This window comes from Hyphococcus formosus (assembly GCF_046736345.1).
In the GTDB taxonomy this organism is placed as follows: domain Bacteria; phylum Pseudomonadota; class Alphaproteobacteria; order Caulobacterales; family Parvularculaceae; genus Hyphococcus; species Hyphococcus formosus.
Map to the genome: position 1 here is coordinate 1,629,320 of NZ_CP157210.1, position 18,180 is coordinate 1,647,499.

Consider the following 18,180-nt stretch of genomic DNA (forward strand, 5'->3'; position numbering starts at 1 on the left):
GGCCAGTATAAAGTTTGTATAGAACCAGTTTATGGTGTTGGCTGCGCTTCATCGAGCCGCTTGGCTGGCGGCAACATAACCAGCATACTTAATGCCATCAGAAGAAGTGCCGCGTTTATTAACCCAGGAAAATTACCGCCTGAAGCAAGGAACTGCCCCGCTAAAAACGGCCCACTCGCAAGCCCTAATTTTGAGACAAATCCGGCTGCGGCAGCGGTGCGTCCCGCTTTGTCAAATTGCGCCGCCATCCCAAGAAGATAGGCAACGACCGCCCCCCAGGTGATTCCCGTGCCGCAATTTGCAATCATATAGGCCGCCGGCTGTGCACTTAAATGAAATACAGCAGTACCGCCAAGTGTGAGAAGCATACCCGCAAACATGACGGGGAATCGCCCGTATTTAACGCCCAGAACGATAACAATTGCAGGTCCGGCCAGTGCCACCCACGTCGCCAGACCAAGTGCTGTCGATACATAATTTCGATCAAGTCCGAAACTGATTCCCAAACGAATTATGTAGGCTAATAGCCCCATATTGGCGGCTTGGAATAAGAAAATAGCGATTAACGTCATGACTAATGGCCGCCATGCAACGCCATCACTTTTTACCGTCACCTTTTCATTTGGTGGATACCGGCCGAGAAACGGTAACATAGCGAGGGCTACAGCGCTAAATAATGCGAGGGCGATAAACAATGGCGCAACACCGTAAATTGGTACCAGCCGCGGAAGCACCATGACCCCTAACCCGCCAAGGCCAAACTGAACAAAAAGTAGTACGCCAAAAGTTCTGTCGACCTTGTTTGTTCGCGCAATGACCGCGTAGGAAACGCCCACGAGGAGCCCCCCAACAATACCGTGGATTAGCCGCACCAATAATAGAATGTCTGCTGACGTGATAAACATCGACGCAAGATCAATCGACACCAACGTCAATAGAGAAATGATCGATACAAGTCGCCAGGGTACTTGCTTGACCACCAAGACTGCACCCAAAGCGCCAAATGCTGCGCCATAAATATTGGCAGCACCAATATTTCCGGCGGCGCTTTCAGAAATACCAAGCCCGGCGACAAGCCCGTCAACGATGGCGGCCATAATGTTGACGTAGAACAACCCCGCGGTCGCAAGAAATGACAATATGATGCTTGCCAAAAAGCCATCCGGCGCGGCAGTTGGAAGGCGTCGATTTCTGTCTAGTGTATCGTCATTTGTCATTACTTGTCTCACAAAATGGTTGGCGCTCGTTTGACGCCTGCGCTGCACGCCGCCACGCAAACGCGCCGCCGTCACTGAAATAATAATAGGTAGAACCGTTTGGCATTAGCGCTGCCGAGAGGCCGCCATATCCCGACATTGCAGGTATCCATATCTCGCCGACGCAGCCCAATGCGGGTCCCGCATTCCACGCCCAGAATCCATTTTTATAACGCTGTTCGGGAATAACGGCCGGTAGCCCGTGGTCTAGTGATGTGCGTTGCAAAGCAGCAGATAACATTCCCTCATCTAAGAATGCTTCTCCGTCAACAACGCCACCGTTTTGAATGAAGTCGGCAATCAGCGCTATATCATTCCGATGCATAGTCATTCCCCAACCAGTAAATGGTTGACGCTCGGGCCCCAGTGTACGCCTCGTATTCAATAGCAATGGGCTCGTACCGATTTTCGTGAAGATCGGAACAAGTAAATCCTCGTAAAAGTCAGCAGATTGATTTTGTGTTTGCTCACGCAAATAAGCGTTGATCGCGGCCCCTAGTGTATAGGTATCACCCGTTCTGTAGACGAATTTTTCACCCGGATCACTCCGTCGCTGAAAACTTGAACATGCTATCGCAATTTTATCCGCGTGCGTTTCGGCAAGAAAAAACGCACGCATTTCCGGGGAAGCCTCGTCTACGTCATATTCATCAGAATTATATATTCCGGTCGCCATGTTGAGCGCATTGGAAAAGGTGACACCAGACCATTTTGATCCACTACATTCCGGCACGTAATCCGCTACAAGCGAAGCCATCGCCCCGGGATATAGTTTTTCCATCCGCATCGAAGCTAATCCGGCAATGATTGATTTTGCCCAGGAGTATGATGGTAAATCGATAACCTCGCAAAACGGGTATGGGCCATATCGCGTCGGGCATTCGCTTACATAGTGCATTCCATTTTCGACATAACCGAAGGCTGTCATCGATTGTGGCGGCACTTCTATTGGAGATCCAAATTCACCAGTCTCGAGATCGTCAAGCTCGGTGATTGGAAGAGTAGCCAGCCGGCTTCTTATTTCATCTCTATAGGTATCGATTATATCCTGCGTATTCGAGATTGGTGTTTTTTCAATGCTCGCCTTATTCGCGCCCCACATATCAAACTGGGTATATGCGCAAGTTTCGGACCCAATCTGGTAGACTAGATTCCCTACATCTCCATTATTTGAGATTTGTAATGCGGCGAGGCCGTTATGAATGCAATTTGCGTTTCGCTCTTGCAGTGCGAATGGAAACCGCAACTGAAAAACGCCATCCGGATCACGCCAAATTTTTCCCGGTTCAATTATCCATTCCCAATCCGGATGATTGCTGAGTTGAGGCCCTCTGATGGTGGGAATGAAATCATTTCCATGTTGCACGAATGAAATCGCCACCGAAGGAATCGCGCGGATGGTTTTGCTTTCCGCCACATAACCAAACTCATCCTTTAAAAGGCGGAAATGGTCAGCCGGCCCACCGGTTATGCGCAAGATTCCTTGCAATCGGTCTGTCGGCGGCCCAAACGACTTTGGAGGTGCAAATGCTGCGGTAGAATATGGTTCAGCACTCACTTGGCCATTTAAAAAGGCATCTGACGCGATAGTTGACGCCACCTTCCCTGACGTTGCATCAACCGCAATATTATCAACCCAACACGTGTCATTGTCGGCATTCCCTTTAATCCGCACACCGATATAGGCTGACGGATCGCTTGTTTCGATATTTACCGTCCTGTGCACAGCGTGAAGCGTGTTTCCGTCATCTTGACCGTCCGCAATTCTACCGATCTCAACCCAAGTTTTTTCGTCCGTGGTAAATTCGAGAATGCAGGCATCCTCGCCTTCGAGGTCCGATGCTGCAAAAAACGCCGAAACAATAACGCGCTCAGCGGCCCCTAAGCTAACCTGTCGGAACGCCGCCGCATTCCGCGTAAGGCGCATGGATATGTTTCCGGAATATTCCGTCAGACGGACATCACCGCGACCAGGCTGTGCAACCCAATCCTCCGCGCGACTATTTTCGAAATCATCAAAGAGGAGCGACTGAGCACCTGCGGATGCCCCGAAAAGAAACGTACACATTAAAAATGAGAGGATGTACACATATTTAGTCATCATACATCCTCTCCGGATTGAGATCGAAAGTCCGAAACAACCAAAATATCGAGAAATTTACCCAGACAATGCCTGCGACAAATCCCCGAGGTGATTTTCGTAATGCCGCCATTTTTGAATTGACGACGAATATATAGGTCGGCGCACTTGAGCCGCACTTGCCGTTGCTGTTGGTGATTTATTTTCATGGAATTCAAGGCACTGATCATCCCACGTAAGCCCCAAATGATCGATCAAATTGCGGATCTGTGTCTCCGGTTCAGCCACCAATGTCTCATAGGAAACGGTCGTGATCCGATCACTGAGCAAGTTTTCCCAATGCGTCATAAGATGTGCCTTGGCTCGAATGTACCGCCCAATATCATTGAGGTCATAGGAGAATGGATAGCCCATCCGAAATAGCGTTTTGTACATTGCAAAACCCACATCCATTTCATCGCGCAGAACATGAATAATCCGTGCGTTCGGCAAGGCTTTCGCGATCAGACCGATATACAGAAAATTCAAAGGCGTTTTATCGACGACATATTTGGCATGGTCACTACGCTCTTTTACGGCTTTATGGTATTGCGCGCCCATCGCTTCGAAATCCGCATCGATAGATTTTTCGATCAACGTTTCTTTGCCAGCGGATCCGCCTGCATGGCGTGTCAATGAAAGCGCGAAGTCATTAACCTCACCAACGCTTTCGACCTCGGGATGGCTACTTAAAATACGGTCGATAAGGGTCGTGCCCGAACGCGGGAGACCGACAATGAATATATTGCCATCTCCGTCGTGCCCGCTTTTGTCTGTGTTCAAGAAATTTTCGTCAAAGGTTTTTTCGATCTTATCTAATGCGACTAAGTCATTTTCCACGCGATATTGCATTAGATTACGGCGCGCAACCGCCCCGCGTTTTAAATAGGCAAAGCTTTCATCATACTCGCCTAAATCTTCCAATTCTTTTGCCAACGCATAGCATACCGCAAATTCGCCGCGCGGATTGCCGCCACGATTGAGCAAATTCTTTAGTTCTGCAACGTGATTTTTCTCTTTCGTTTGTGTGCGAATTGTTGCGCGATTATAGGCGGCATCAAAGTCCGTTGGTGATTTTGCAATAACATCATCAAAGCGTGTCTCCGCCGCAACCAAATTACCGCAGGCAATTTCCGCACTCGCCAAATTATAAGCGATCCCCGAATCATTCGGGGCAATGACTTGTGCCTTTGTTAGCGCATTATAGGCGGCATGATGATCCCCAAGCTGCGTCAACAATTCAGCAATTCGCGCTAGCAATTGAGCATCGCGTTGGTGAATTGCGCGCCATTCAAGCCCAGAAATGACATCGCGGGCATCGTCTATTGCGCCAGTAGAAATAAGGGCCTCCGCATGCATTAAATGCGCGAGCGGAGATACGTCCTTTATGGCTACCGCCTTTTCGGTATGCTGAAGCATGTCGTCAAACAGTCCCAACATTTGGGATGCTCGCGCCAGCATGAGACGCGCAGTAATATTGTCAGCATCTTCGAGCAAAACTTCTGCGCATATTTCGGCGCAGCGATTCGCGTCTCGTTGTCGCAAATATCTATCAGCCTCGCGAAGTTTCGATTGATGGTCTTTTTGGCGCAAGGTCATAAATAATACGGTGCTGCGGGCAGCTTCCTGCCCGCAGCCTCTTGTTGCTTAGAAGGACAAGCCTAGCGTAAAGCCAACTGTACGCGGAAGGGAAATCAATTCCTTATTCCCGTTCCCATAATATCCAGCAGCTGGCGCTGTGCCCATATAGACTTCCGTAAATACGCCAGTCACACCCTCTTCATTGAAGATGTTCTTGACCCAAAGTGAGGCGCTCAGCGGTCCCTTCGTTGCTGTCAATGTTGAGTTCCAGATCGTAAACCCTTCAAGCGGCACATTGAAAGTTGGTGAAACGCCAACGCCGTTCCGGGTTTCCGATTGATAGAAGCCGTCAACGCGCGCGAAAAGCGACCAATCCGGGGTTAATTGCGTCGTGTAATCAAACGCCCAATTGATCATATGCTCTGGTGCGCCCGGCAAAGTCGCACCGTCCTCAGCCAAAAGCACACCATCCGGTGAGAAGAAATCACCTTTTAGCTCTGCGTCGACATAGGCGTATCCCAGTCCATAATGGAATGCATCACCAAGATAGCCGTCAATTTGGGCCTCAAGTCCGTAGGTACGCGCCGCATCGCCATTCTGAACGGCGAAGAAACCCCAATTCGTTGTCGCGGTATTTAGCTGCGGATCATCCCAATCCACATAGAAAACGCTGAGATCATAGGTAAGACCATTCGCATTTCCTTTGATACCTGCCTCATAATTGACAACTGAGTCAGCAGTATAGACTTGCCAGTCCGGGTTTTCAGCGAACGTACCAGAGAGCGGCACAGCGTTCGATCCGCCGCGGCGATAGCCTTCAGAAACTGTCGCATACACCATATTGTTCTCAGCAAATCGCCAAGAGAGATTTCCTTTGAACAAAACATCGTCTTCCGATGTTTCGAAAAACGCATCGGTTGGCGTGAACAACCCTGCATAAAGAGGTAGATCAATAAAGGTGTCGTTCTTCGATTTGTTATCGAAATATCGGAAGCCACCGGTCAGGTCGAGATCAGGCGTGATGTGCCATGTGAGCTCGCCGAAGACCGCCAGCTCTTCAAAGTTCTCGTCTCTGCGATAATCAAAGTCTTTGTCACCGGAGACTGCACCCGCGAAGGCCGGCAGATACTGATCCCACCATTGCTTGAACCCGCGTAGATAGCTCTCTTGCGTCGAGACGATATCCTGGTTCCGATAAAATCCGCCGATAATATAATCGAATGCCCAATCCGTTTGCGAGACCAGTCGCACTTCCTGAATGAACGCACTGTCTTCGTACGTGCGAACGGCCGACGCCATTGGACGCGGATAATTGTAATAGAACGACAGGAAGCCTGCCTGCGCATAGAAGCCTGTGTTTTCGCTGACGCTGTCGCCTTCGTGGTCATAATAAGATGATGACGACGTCAGCGTCGCAAACCCTAGATCGATATTTGCTTCCAACGCAGAAACATGAAGATCCCGTGTCGACGGTTCTAATTGAATAGAGCCATTTTCATATTCTTGATACTCTCGACCGAAACCATCGACACCCACAGTTTGTTGACGTCGACCACCGACATCATCTGATTGACGCGCATGATATGCACGGAAACTAACTGCATCCGTAGGTTCCCACAACAATGTTGCACGGAGCATCCATTGTTCGAGATAATCTGCATCTTTAACTTCGCTATAGGATGCAGCCGGATCGAGAATTCCATTCGGCGCAACCGGAATACCGCTTGCGTCGAGGTCATAGACGTTCACATAGTCAGTAATGCCAGGATAATCCGCCCACGTACCGACAACGCGCAAGGCAGCTGTCTCACCAATTGGCAGATTTAACACACCGTCGAGCGTATAACCTGCACTCCCAGAACCTTCGGTATGTGAAACCGTTCCGGCGGCGGAACCACCAAATTCGCCCAATTCAGGATCGCGCGTGATATACCGGATCGTACCGCCAAGCGAACCCGAACCGTAAAGCGTTCCTTGTGGGCCACGAAGAACCTCAACGCGCTCTAAATCACGCAAAAGGAAATTCGCGAAAACTGGCGTTTCGTTGATATATGTTGAAACAGACGCGACAGACGAAACCGCGTAATCGCCGAGTGCGTTGCCATCAATGCTCAAACCACGAATACGCACCTGATTAACAGTGCCCGAATTGCGCGCACCGCGATCAACAACACCCACCCCTGGAACTGACCTTAGTAATTCAGCGCTATCGAAGGTTTTAGCGGCATCGATTGCATCACCGCTAACGGCCGTGATGTTGTAGGGAACGTCGGTTACGCTCTGCTCACGCCGTGTTGCCGTCACCGTAATGACATCACGCTTTGCGGTATCTTCGTTTTCTTGCGCAAAAGCAGGCGTCAACATGCCCGTTAAAGCGGAACTTCCCATCAAGGCTAGCATTGCTGCCGACTTGAAATTCGAATTGTAGCTCTTTTTCATTTTAGACCCCTCTAAAGTCATTACTCATTTACCGTTGCTCGCCCCTTATTCGATTACTCTGAGCTTCCTATTTGGCTTTGCGCCGGTTATTTCTCCTGCCCCATTCTGATCGTTTGATTTTCCGCTACGCGGCATCGCAAGCTGCCCGAGATCCGAAAGCGCTGCGCGGCGATGTTCAGCGTCTGCATGCATTGGAAAGGCAAGCGGCGCGTCGCGAAAACTTTTCATGACCTGTCCAAGCCCATGCCAGCCACGGTCCCGCGCCCGCCGAACTTGTTCAAAATCTAATTCAAGCGGGATAACTTCTGCGCCTGTACCGCATTCGTGTAACAACTCACCACCGGGCCCATAGAAAACCGAGCGGCCATTGCCTTGTTCGCCTGCGACATTCACATCAATAAAATAACACTGATTAACCGCAGCATTCGCGCGCGCTATTGACAGCTCAACATCGCGGTCAATTGTATTCGTCATTGTAGGTAGCAAAATGACTTCTGCCCCCATGGCCGCGAGCGTTCGAATCGCTTCCGGGAACCACATATCGTAGCAAATTGCGAGGCCTATCCGCCCCTTACCCGGCACGTCAAAAACCGTGTAATTCTTTCCGTATGCTACGTTTTTCTCATAAGGAAGAAATGGAAAGAGCTTGTCGTGTTTCGCAACGATCTCGCCATCCGGATTAAACACAGGCGCAACATTGAAAATTTCGCCATCACGTTTTTCGTAATAAGACCCTGGCTGGAACCAGATTCCCAACTCTTTTGCGAGCGCCGCACACCTTTGTTCGGTTGGGCCTTCCGGGGCTTCAGCGAAAGCCGTATCAGCACCGTGAATGACCAACTCGCCTAGGGTCACGAGATCTATCCACGGAAACCGCTTCGCAGCAGACCGCACTTCGCGCTCTACAAGGTCGAAGTTGCCATTTTTTCGACCAGCCGTTTGTATCGCTGCGATGCCAAAAGTCGCCATTCTGCTTGCCCGCTCCCGTTTCGTTGATCAAAAACGCCAAAATGCGCCCTTGATACGTAGCTTCACAGAATTGACATGATAAAATTAGGGCCAGATGGGCCGAATGAATGGAGCCAGATTGAAATTCGGCACTTTAATCACTAGGCTTCGCGATGAGCGCGCCATCTACGCGCTCGCCCGCATCATTTAACCAGTTTAAACTATCCCCCGCCACGGATACGAAAAACGATGCCTCTTCCCCATAGGCCCAGTTTTCCCATCGCCGCACCCACTTTTCACCTTCGACACGCCATACCCCACGGTCTTGATCTTCGTTGGCGTAGCCAGCCTTACCGATCATTTGGCCATCGGGTAAAAGTTCAATCGTGCACGGCTCACCGTAAACAGTTTTGTAAAGCAAGGTCGCCCCGGAAAGCATCTGCTTAATCTGTTCGCCAGCGAGTAACCCGGACAACTCCCCTTGACCGGCACTTTCCTTATTTAGGCTGCGCATTACATCAGAAAGAGCTTTAATACCGGGCCTGATATTTTTAGTGGGAATACTCGTCACCCCCAGCCGGAACATATTTTGCCGCAAAGCTGGCTGTGCAAAATACTGGCTCGCCGGCTCTATAAGTACGCCATATCGCTCCGCCGCAGAAACAAGTCTCGCCGTATCCAGTTTTTCCGGCCCTGTCACCCAATACGCCGTTCCCCCTGCCACTGGCGGGATAGCGATCGATAGTGGGCGGTAATGATTTAATGCATCGCGTAATGCGATCAGGCGCTCTTCAAACACGCGCGCAAGGCGATTGAGCATGGAATCATAATGACCAAGAGATAGAAAGATTGCCGCAGTACGCTGATTATTGGGCGAAGGACGCCGCGTCATCAAATCCCGGAGTCGACGGGCGGCGGCCACAACATCCGGCGGCCCCACTAAAAACCCTAATCGCAGGCCCGGGGCCAGCACTTTTGAAAGAGATGCGGCATAAATAACATTCCGGCCTTCATCAAGAGCGTAAAGCGCGGGAACAGATTCATGTAGATAATTTAGCTCGCACTCAAAATCATCTTCGATAATTATGAAATCATCGTTCTGCGCTCGCTCAATCAATTCTTCCCGTCGCGACATTGACATAGTCACGCCCGTTGGCCGTTGACGACTTGGCGTTACATATACGAAATCAGTCTTATCTTTTATATCCTGAACAACGATGCCCTCATCATCGACAGGCGCATAATCAATCGTCGTCCCCTGCATTGTTAACAGCGAGCGCATATCAATTAGCCCCGGGTCTTCGACACAAAAACGTCCGCCCTTCCCCCCAAAAAGCGCCGCAATCAAGCCAAGCGCCTGTTGCTCTCCGGTTGTTATCAATATTTCATCAGAACCCGCTGTAATTCCCCGCCGCGGCAAAAGCTTTGTCCGAATTTCATTTACAAGCATTTCGTCGTCGACATCACCATTATTCGTCGACCACTTTTCAACTTCATTGACCGCCAGGGCCAAACGGCTCGCCTCTCGCCATTCCGCCAACGGAAACAGTGATTTATCATATTGTCCCTCTATGAAGGGGTAGCTAAATTTCTGCCAGTCAGGAGGACACCGAAATGTTTCAACGGATGGCACCTCCAGCTTTATCTTTTTATGGATGCCCGAACGAACTTTGCGCTCACTCCCGCCAGCAACAAATTTTCCTATTTTCCTAGGAAGTGAAAAATTTTTATTGGCAACAAAGACCCCGCTCCGTTCCCGAGAAATAAGGTGCCCTTCGGCAATTAATAATTGATACACGATGAAAATCGTATTGCGCCCGACACCCAATTCACGGGCTAGTTTCCGTGAAGACGGCATTTTCATGCCCGCAGCCAAAGCGCCACGCTCTATTCCATCAATGATGCGGGCACGAAGTTGCGCTTGTAAGGAGCGCTCGCTTTTGTGATCAAGACGCAAAAGTGGTGCAATCGACTTCAGGGACACGATGTTCTTATCTACCATTACATGCTCACCATATTCGACGCTTAACCTATGGGCGAGTTAATAACCATACGGAATTGACACGGAATTTCGTCAACGGATGTAACAACACCCACAATCAAAAAAAAAACGCCGTCGTTAATATGGATAGCCTTACGGGCTCTACCGGCAATTGAAATGCACTCAAACGTGAAAAAGCGTGCACTTCCTCGTACTAGACGAGAACTCTTTTCGCACATAAAATAGGCAAACAGCGACATTTTAGTTCTATACCTATACTTGCTCTTTGTTTGTTACTATGAACTTTTTTGTACAGTTTTCTTCATGGGGGTCAGTAAAGGGTTTTCTTCGATGCGCACCTTCGAATTGTGGCCGCCTCAATCTACGCCGGTCTTTCGCTATTTAAATAGCGCTACTCGCGATTCAATGAGTATTGATATTTCCGTCGCCGATAAAAATGCGGAGATATTCCCCGAAGGGATTGATTCAAACACCGTCTCGAAAAAATTCGTTCATGTCGCATTACAATTTACGGAATCTCAAACACAAAAAACAGCGGAGAAACTCTATTGCACTCTTTGTGCAAATCATTTCCGTAAGGAAATTGTCGAGAAAATCGCAACACAAATCCTCAAAGTGGAGGAAAGGCTTGCGACTCTGTCAGAGTTCTTGACGACAATAGTACCTTCGTCGCCACATTGGGTCGCTGTCAGTAATTCGTTAAAACTCCTTAGAAGCTTGGAATCCCTACCGGATGATGGTCAGATCATTTTCCTTGCACGGAGCTCCCATGACATCCAATTCATACAGGATGTACCCTCAATTCCATCGCACAAAGAATTAGAAAACGACGGTCTCGTTTTTTCGTTGGCGAAGGCCGGTTGCTGGGAAGCACATGAGGAAATCATCGACGGCCTTACATCAGAATGCCCAGACCCTGTAAAAGAATGGGTGCTGCGGCACGGATATGAATCCGTTTCAACTTCCGAAGTATTCGGCGAGAACACCTCTGAATATATATCTTATATTCAAAACCTAATCGAGAATGTTGATATGCGCGGTGCGGTTCGCATGCCATTTATCGACAATGATTTAGCCGTCGGCATACTTCATTTCATGTCAAATATAGCATCCGAAGCTGCCACAGGGGTGGTATGGTCAGACCCAGAATTATTTGCATGCGAGACAGATATTTTATTCCGCCTAATTGATCATTTGGAAGGACGCGAATTAGACACTTCCGCGCTTAATTCATTGGCGCATATCTACGAAGAGTTGCTTTCGCCAGATCGCGGCAAAATAATTCTCCGTTCGCACGAACATGACCTCGACCTCACAATGAAAATATTGGCCATTTTCGACTTTGAACCCAATCGAATCAAAATTGATGCTGCGCTTTCTTCCACGCAGTCTCCCGGCTTCATAGAAGCACTCGCAGTCGCGGTGAAAATTCGTGGGTATTCTAAATTTGATACTTTACTAGAAACGCTTAAAGCCGACTTCCCACAACGCAATTCTACGCCCATTCGAACCGGCCTCATTGCGCAGCTCGCCGACAGCATTCGAAAAAGAAATGAGGCGGAACGAGCCAGCCAATGGTGCATCAACTACTTCCAAATTCACAATGATGGATATAGCGCTTTTTCGCGTGAGCCCGATTTTGGCCAGTTTGTCAGCATCTTGCTGCAGGTCAATGCGCGTTATTCCGGTGTTGCGCCACCATTGGTGCTCGCCGGCCTGAACAATATCGTTGCCACGCGCGCCGCCGCAAATCTATTGCTCGAGTGGGAGGGGAAAGACCATCCCGAAGGTGTGAGCCTATTTATCGAAAACACTATCAATGACCATAAAATGATCGTTGATAAGCTAAGATCGATAAAGGGAATACGAACCAAAACCGTTCTGCACTAGCGTAGCGACGCAAAACGTATCGATCGCCAAACCTACCGATTAATCAGCACCGAACTTTTTCGACGTCGGGAACCCTTTGGGTGCAATACGGCCCGCTTGAGCGCGCTTGCCAACATAGGTTTTCCAATCGTCTACAGTTTGCGTCCGACCAGAACGATCAGTCCACGTCAGCCCCTCTTTTTTCTGGAATATCTTTGCGTCAGAGAGACCGCCGCCTTGGTATTTCTGCAATACAACTCCCTTACCGCGGCTCATCTCCGGTAATTCGCTCGCTTCAAACACCAAGAATTTCTTATTCTCGCCAACCACGGCCAACATATCATTATTGCCGATTTTCGCCGGAGCCGGTCTGCACACTGCCGCTTCCGCGCCTGACGGAACATTCAAAACCTGCTTTCCCTTACGGGTATTCGATAGGCATTCATCCTCTGGCGCGACAAATCCGTGCCCCGACGAAGACGCCAACAAAAATTTCCGGCCGCCCTTATAAATAAACGCCGATACAATAGCATCGTCATTTCCCATATCCACCATCAGGCGAATTGGCTCACCATGTCCACGCCCGCCAGGCAAGCCCGAAACATCAAGCGCATAAAACTTTCCATTTGTCGCAAACAACATAAGCTTATCAGTGGTTTGCGCATGGACGACATATTGCTGTCGATCGCCTTCCTTATATTTTACGGATTTAAGATCTTCTAGATGACCTTTCATCGTCCTTACCCATCCCTTTTCGGATATGACGATGGTGACCGGTTCTTTTTCTACCAAAACAGAAAGGTCGATGTCTTCGAGAACGGGAGCATCCGCAATTTCGGTACGGCGACGGCCCAGTTCGGATTTAGGGTCGAATATCTTACGAACGTCTTTTAGTTCCGTACTAATTTTCGCCCATTGTGCATCATCTGATTTCAACAGGGCTTTAAGTTCTTTTTGTTCCTGTTTGAGTGCTTTATGTTCGGTTTTAATCTCGATTTCTTCGAGCTTGCGCAATGACCGCAGACGCATATTTAGGATGGCTTCGGTCTGCGTTTCGGTCAGCTTGAAAGCCTTCATCAATTCGGCTTTCGGATCGTCCTCATAGCGGATGATCCGAATAACTTCATCAATATTGAGATACGCAATCAGAAAACCATCAAGAATTTCCAATCGCTTAGCGATCTTATCCAGCCTGAACTCGGAACGGCGGCGAAGAACGTCTTTTCGGTGATCAAGGTAGGCCTGCAAAACGTCGCGCAAGCCCATAACGCGCGGCGCACCATCAGCACCAAGAACGTTCATATTCAACGATGCGCGCGATTCTAGGTCAGTCACCTTGAAAAGGCTTTCCATCAACGCGGCTGGGTCGATTGATCCCGATTTCGGCTCAAGAATAAGACGAATGTCCTCCGCGCTCTCATCACGAATGTCCGCCAATATCGGCAGTTTTTTCGCGTGCATGAGTTCGGCGACTTTTTCGATCAATTTCGATTTTTGAACCTGGAATGGAATTTCGGTGACAACGATCTGATAACGACCACGCCCGAGATCTTCGGTTTCCCACCGCGCTCTTACCCGGAAACTTCCTCGCCCCGTTGCGTAGGCTTCTTCCATCGATGCGGCGTCTTCTACACAAACACCGCCTGTGGGAAAGTCAGGCCCCTTCACATGTTTTAGCAGCGTTTCGGTTCGCGCATTCGGTGATTTAATTAGGTGCAATGAAGCATCGATTAGTTCCGCCGGATTATGTGGCGGGATCGAAGTCGCCATCCCCACCGCGATACCGTTCGCACCATTTGCTAAAAGGTTAGGAAATGCGGCGGGCAGAACGACGGGTTCTTTCCCCTCACCGTCATAGGTCTCGCGAAAATCGACTGTATCTTCATCAATACCATCAAGCAGCAGCTGCGCCGCCGCCGTAAGTCGACTTTCCGTGTAACGCATCGCGGCCGCATTATCGCCGTCGATATTACCGAAATTTCCCTGACCATCGACCAATGGCACGCGAACCGAGTAATCCTGCGCCAATCGGACCATCGCATCGTAAATTGCGCTGTCACCATGAGGGTGGAAATTACCCATCACCTCGCCGACGACTTTGGCCGACTTTTTGAATCCACCCGAGGGGCTCAGCTTCATCTGGCGCATCGCGTAAAGAATGCGGCGATGGACTGGCTTCAGCCCATCTCGCACGTCCGGCAGCGCACGGGACGTAATCGTAGACAGCGCATACGCCAAATAGCGTTGCGACAATGCCTCATCAAATGGCTCCAGAAAAATATCTTCTGGCTTCGTGGGCTTCTTCGTTTTCGCGGTTTTGGTCTTCGATCTTTTCATACGCTACGCCATAGCAGAGTCTTCGGCCTTCGCCAGCCTGTGGAAAACATCAAATTTCCCAAATTACGCAAGAAATCCCCTCTGGTTGGCAAGGAAGGCGGATTCGCTAGAATTCCGATCTACTGAACCGGGTCAATTTTTGGCTGAAGGGCCGTCGATGCTTGCTGATCTTTTCGCCTTTTTAGGCCTGTTTTTCGACCTCGCTTGGTCGGCAATGTGGTTTGGCACCTCCGCATTCGTGCGCGCGGCACTGTCGTCGGAGGCCCGAAATACCGCGTTATTAATTGCCTTCTTAGCCGGTGTTTCGGAAATGACCGGCCAAAGCGTGATCCTCGTGATTAATCGGGTTCCCCTTTACCGCTTTCTGGCAAGCCTCGCCTTTACCGGGGTCACCTACATCGTGACGGCCATCATTTGGGCTTTAGCGACGATTATAGTCGCACCACTAACCCGGATCGGCACATTGGCACCATCGGAAATAGCCGCCGCCATCGGCATCATTGCACTGTCGTTTTCCCCTCGGCTTTTCGCATTTCTCTCCCTAGCGCCATATTTCGGGGTCGCTTTAGCAAACTTTCTCGAAGCGTGGGCCATGGCGCTCGTCGTTTTTGGTTTGCATGTGGCGCTTGATATGCCGGTCGGTGCCGCGCTCTTTTGTGGGTCAATAGGCTGGCTTTTATCCTATGGGCTGCGCACCTATCTTGGGCACCTCCTTGCTCGTCCGCTTGGCCGACTTCGCGTCCTGATCTCTGGCTCAGCCCTAGACCGCACACCCGCAAAAATACTCGACGATCTGGCGAAACGCATAAACCCAGAGCGACACTCATGATTTCAAGCATCTTATTGGTGGCGCTGGGTTTTGGATTTTTCGCGCTCATTATTACCGCGGCCCTCTCCCCATTGGAAACGCTTAGTTGGTGGGCCGGGTGGACCGAAGCGGAACTTGATGATCTAAAACCTATTAAAAAACGAGACGAAGACTCTGGACGACAATATGTCGTTTATCTTTCGGGTGTGGCATCGCTTTCCGGAAATTTCCTTTTACCTAGGGAGCGCGCTTTCATCCGACGGCTGAGAAAATCGGTCCCCGATACGGTCATCATAAGCGATATTTTTCCTTATTCACCGCAGGGACTTCCCCTATTGGAATCACCGCGCCTGTTCGACCAAATCTGGCGACGCGTGCAAAAATTGAAACTCGACGGCCGTCAATCGATTTTGTCGGCGCTTATCAATCTAAGAAATATTTTCCAAGTGATGGTATCTGCCGATCACCGCTACGGACCAATTTTCAACCAAGGTGCGGCCTCGGTCATCGAAGATGCGCTCATTAAAGCTGGTTATCCAATTAAGGGCGGGCCGCCGATTACAATCATCGGCTATAGTGGCGGCGCACAGGTCGCTGTGGGGGCAACGTCGTTTCTCACTGCACGATTTTCCGCGCCTGTACGCGTTATTTCGCTAGGTGGCGTAATCGCGTCTGATCCGGGCCTGCAATATGTTTCGAAGCTTCATCATATCATCGGCGATGGGGATAACATCCAGAAATTCGGCGCAATCATGTTTCCTGAAAGGTGGTCAATCGTGCCGCATTCGAACTGGAATATCGCAAAACATGACGGGCGGATAAAGAAATACATCCTGCCCGATATGGTTCACGCTGGTATCAATGGATATTTTGGGCGACCCACGCGAAACGGGATTTCAAACGCGGACCGACTCGTTAAACTCGTCTCGAATATTCTCGAAACTTGAGTTTACCCCTCCGCAGCTGGCGCATTTTCGTCCTCGACAATTGCGGTCAACTTAAACTCGCCTTGCGAAACCAATGTGCGAACGATGGAAGTAACCTGACGTTGTGCCGCTTCGCCATCTGCCTCGGAAGGCGCATCCATTTCCGCCAACTCTTCGCGATATTGCTCGACCATTCGTTTAGAAATATTGGCAAACAGAAACTCTACCGTTTCCGGTGCGTTCGTTTCACCGTGTTTGATCGCTGTCAACAATGTCTCTCGCTCCAGATCACGCAAAACAGTTGGTGCACCGGCGGCTGGCAATCTTGTATGTAGCTCCTCGAATGTCAAAACCGATTTGCGCACCTCTGAGCCAACTTCCGGATCGACATCCTGTAGGTGCGCAAGAAACGCATCACGCTTGGTGGCAGGCAAGAAGTTTATAATCTCACCAACCACAGCACCGGCATTCCCTGCTGAACTTGCCCCCTCTTCTTCGTCGCCCGTACCGCCAACAGGTTTGAGAAGGTCTTCTTCCAATACGTTTGCAATCGCATCAAGCGCCTCTGCCGAAGGCGGCTGTTTCCGCGCAAGCTCCAACAGAATTTTCTTGGCGTAATCCCCCTCAGTGTGATCAAGGACTCTGGCGGTTTTTTCAAAGCTCAGTTTTGAAAGAATTGTAGCGGCTACGGGCAATCTTTGGGCCTGAACGTATTCGGCAACCGTTTTATCTTCAACACGTTCGATCCGTACCCATACAGCCTGCGTGCCACCGCCTGCAAGTTCCGATAAAATCCGATTCGCGCGCTCTTCTTCGGTCATCATACCCAGAACGCGCCGTGCCTCGTCCACACCGCCCGCGAGGTCTTGATCTGTTTTGTTGACCTCCGAAAGAAACTCCTCAGCAATCGCCTGAAGGAGTTGCGGTGATACGGATTTTAGCTCGGAAAACGCCTTTGCAAAAGCGCGCAATTGCGCATCGCTAATGTCGTCGACGATTTCTGCCGCTGTCTCCGCACTTAACGAGGCTAGAATGATGGCCGCTTTATGCGTCTTCGTGAACCAAGTCTCAACATGGCCTTCTTGACGGGATTCAGTTTTTTGAAGTGACGTCGCCATCACGAATATCCTCTAACAAGTGCCCCAGACACGGCAACCCAGCCATTCGTGAGGACAAAAAACGAAACTTTAAAAGGGAGGGAAACGATTGCTGGCGGCACCATCATCATACCCATCGCCATCAAAATAGATGCGACCAGCAGATCAATGACGAGGAATGGCAGCAGCACTATAAAACCAATTTCAAAAGCCCGTTGGATTTCGGACAAAACAAATGCCGGAACAAGCAATGACAAAGGAGTGGAACCATCGACAGGCTGAGCTGTCTCTATTGGTCGGGCGTCACGTAAAATATCCACAGCACCCGGGTCTACTCGAGCGTCCATAAAGAGCCGAAAAGGCTGCATAATTTCTTTAAAGGCAACTTCTTCGCTAAGCGTCCCATTCAATAATGGTTCTACGCCAGCAACCCAAGCCTCTTTGAAAACCGGTTCCATGACAAAATAGGTCAGGAAAATCGCGACACTGACAATAAGCATGTTTGGCGGTGCCTGTTGCAAACCAACGCCCTGACGCAAAATTGACAAAACGATCAACATGAATGGCAAACAAGTCACCATCATCGCAATTCCCGGTGCGAGACTAAGGACCGTCACCAAAACGAAAGTTTGAATTATTCGCTTCGATAGGCCGCCTGCTTCTGCAACGGCGTCGTCAAACGCTTCACCAATTTCCGGTGCATCAGTCGGTGCAATTTCCTGCGCATTTGCAATGCCAGTCATGGCAATGAGCACAAGGATAGTGAGCGACAATAGTAGGCGAAAGCGTTTCATTATT

At 49.8% G+C, this 18,180-nt stretch carries 12 protein-coding genes; 3 read left to right on the top strand and 9 right to left on the bottom strand.

What is annotated here, in order from left to right:
• Positions 1–29 precede the first annotated feature (29 nt).
• From ABFZ83_RS07370 to ABFZ83_RS07395, 6 genes are all read right to left on the bottom strand, one after another.
• Positions 30–1,217 (bottom strand): MFS transporter, encoded by a 1,188-nt coding sequence (locus ABFZ83_RS07370; protein WP_411815904.1) that lies wholly within the window; start codon positions 1,215–1,217, stop codon positions 30–32.
• Positions 1,207–3,360, bottom strand: coding sequence for a hypothetical protein (locus ABFZ83_RS07375; RefSeq protein WP_411815905.1), 2,154 nt, complete (start codon positions 3,358–3,360; stop codon positions 1,207–1,209). Before ABFZ83_RS07375 ends, ABFZ83_RS07370 begins: the two co-directional genes overlap by 11 nt.
• Before the next feature lie 54 nt (positions 3,361–3,414).
• Positions 3,415–4,815: a tetratricopeptide repeat-containing sulfotransferase family protein gene (locus ABFZ83_RS07380; protein WP_411815906.1), complete on the bottom strand. Its 1,401-nt coding sequence runs from the start codon at positions 4,813–4,815 to the stop codon at positions 3,415–3,417.
• Between the two features lie 207 nt (positions 4,816–5,022).
• Positions 5,023–7,395: a TonB-dependent receptor gene (locus tag ABFZ83_RS07385; RefSeq protein ID WP_411815907.1), complete on the bottom strand. Its 2,373-nt coding sequence runs from the start codon at positions 7,393–7,395 to the stop codon at positions 5,023–5,025.
• A 45-nt stretch (positions 7,396–7,440) separates the two neighbouring features.
• A complete protein-coding gene (locus ABFZ83_RS07390) occupies positions 7,441–8,364 on the bottom strand; it encodes a carbon-nitrogen hydrolase family protein (protein WP_411815908.1) in 924 nt (307 codons plus the stop codon).
• A gap of 133 nt (positions 8,365–8,497) precedes the next feature.
• A complete protein-coding gene (locus ABFZ83_RS07395; RefSeq protein WP_411815909.1) occupies positions 8,498–10,345 on the bottom strand; it encodes a PLP-dependent aminotransferase family protein in 1,848 nt (615 codons plus the stop codon).
• A gap of 405 nt (positions 10,346–10,750) precedes the next feature.
• Here ABFZ83_RS07395 and ABFZ83_RS07400 point away from each other — a divergent pair, with 405 nt between their 5' ends.
• Entirely contained in the window at positions 10,751–12,235 is a 1,485-nt protein-coding gene (locus ABFZ83_RS07400) for a hypothetical protein (RefSeq protein WP_411815910.1), read from the top strand.
• 39 nt (positions 12,236–12,274) lie between these two features.
• On the opposite strand, the gene parC is transcribed toward ABFZ83_RS07400, so the two are convergent.
• Positions 12,275–14,551: a DNA topoisomerase IV subunit A gene (gene parC, locus ABFZ83_RS07405; RefSeq protein ID WP_411815911.1), complete on the bottom strand. Its 2,277-nt coding sequence runs from the start codon at positions 14,549–14,551 to the stop codon at positions 12,275–12,277.
• A gap of 157 nt (positions 14,552–14,708) precedes the next feature.
• Between parC and ABFZ83_RS07410 the strand changes: the two genes are divergently transcribed.
• Positions 14,709–15,380: a hypothetical protein gene (locus tag ABFZ83_RS07410; protein ID WP_411815912.1), complete on the top strand. Its 672-nt coding sequence runs from the start codon at positions 14,709–14,711 to the stop codon at positions 15,378–15,380.
• On the top strand, positions 15,377–16,306 hold the full coding sequence (locus ABFZ83_RS07415; RefSeq protein WP_411815913.1) for a hypothetical protein: 930 nt from the start codon (positions 15,377–15,379) through the stop codon (positions 16,304–16,306). Before ABFZ83_RS07410 ends, ABFZ83_RS07415 begins: the two co-directional genes overlap by 4 nt.
• A 2-nt stretch (positions 16,307–16,308) precedes the next feature.
• Here ABFZ83_RS07415 and ABFZ83_RS07420 read toward each other — a convergent pair whose 3' ends face one another.
• Positions 16,309–17,403, bottom strand: coding sequence for a FliG C-terminal domain-containing protein (locus ABFZ83_RS07420; protein WP_411815914.1), 1,095 nt, complete (start codon positions 17,401–17,403; stop codon positions 16,309–16,311).
• Positions 17,403–18,176 carry a flagellar type III secretion system pore protein FliP gene (gene fliP / locus ABFZ83_RS07425; protein WP_411815915.1) on the bottom strand — a complete coding sequence of 258 codons (774 nt, stop codon included), beginning with the start codon at positions 18,174–18,176 and terminating at the stop codon, positions 17,403–17,405. The genes ABFZ83_RS07420 and fliP overlap by 1 nt, the downstream gene beginning before the upstream one ends.
• Between the last annotated feature and the right edge of the window lie 4 nt (positions 18,177–18,180).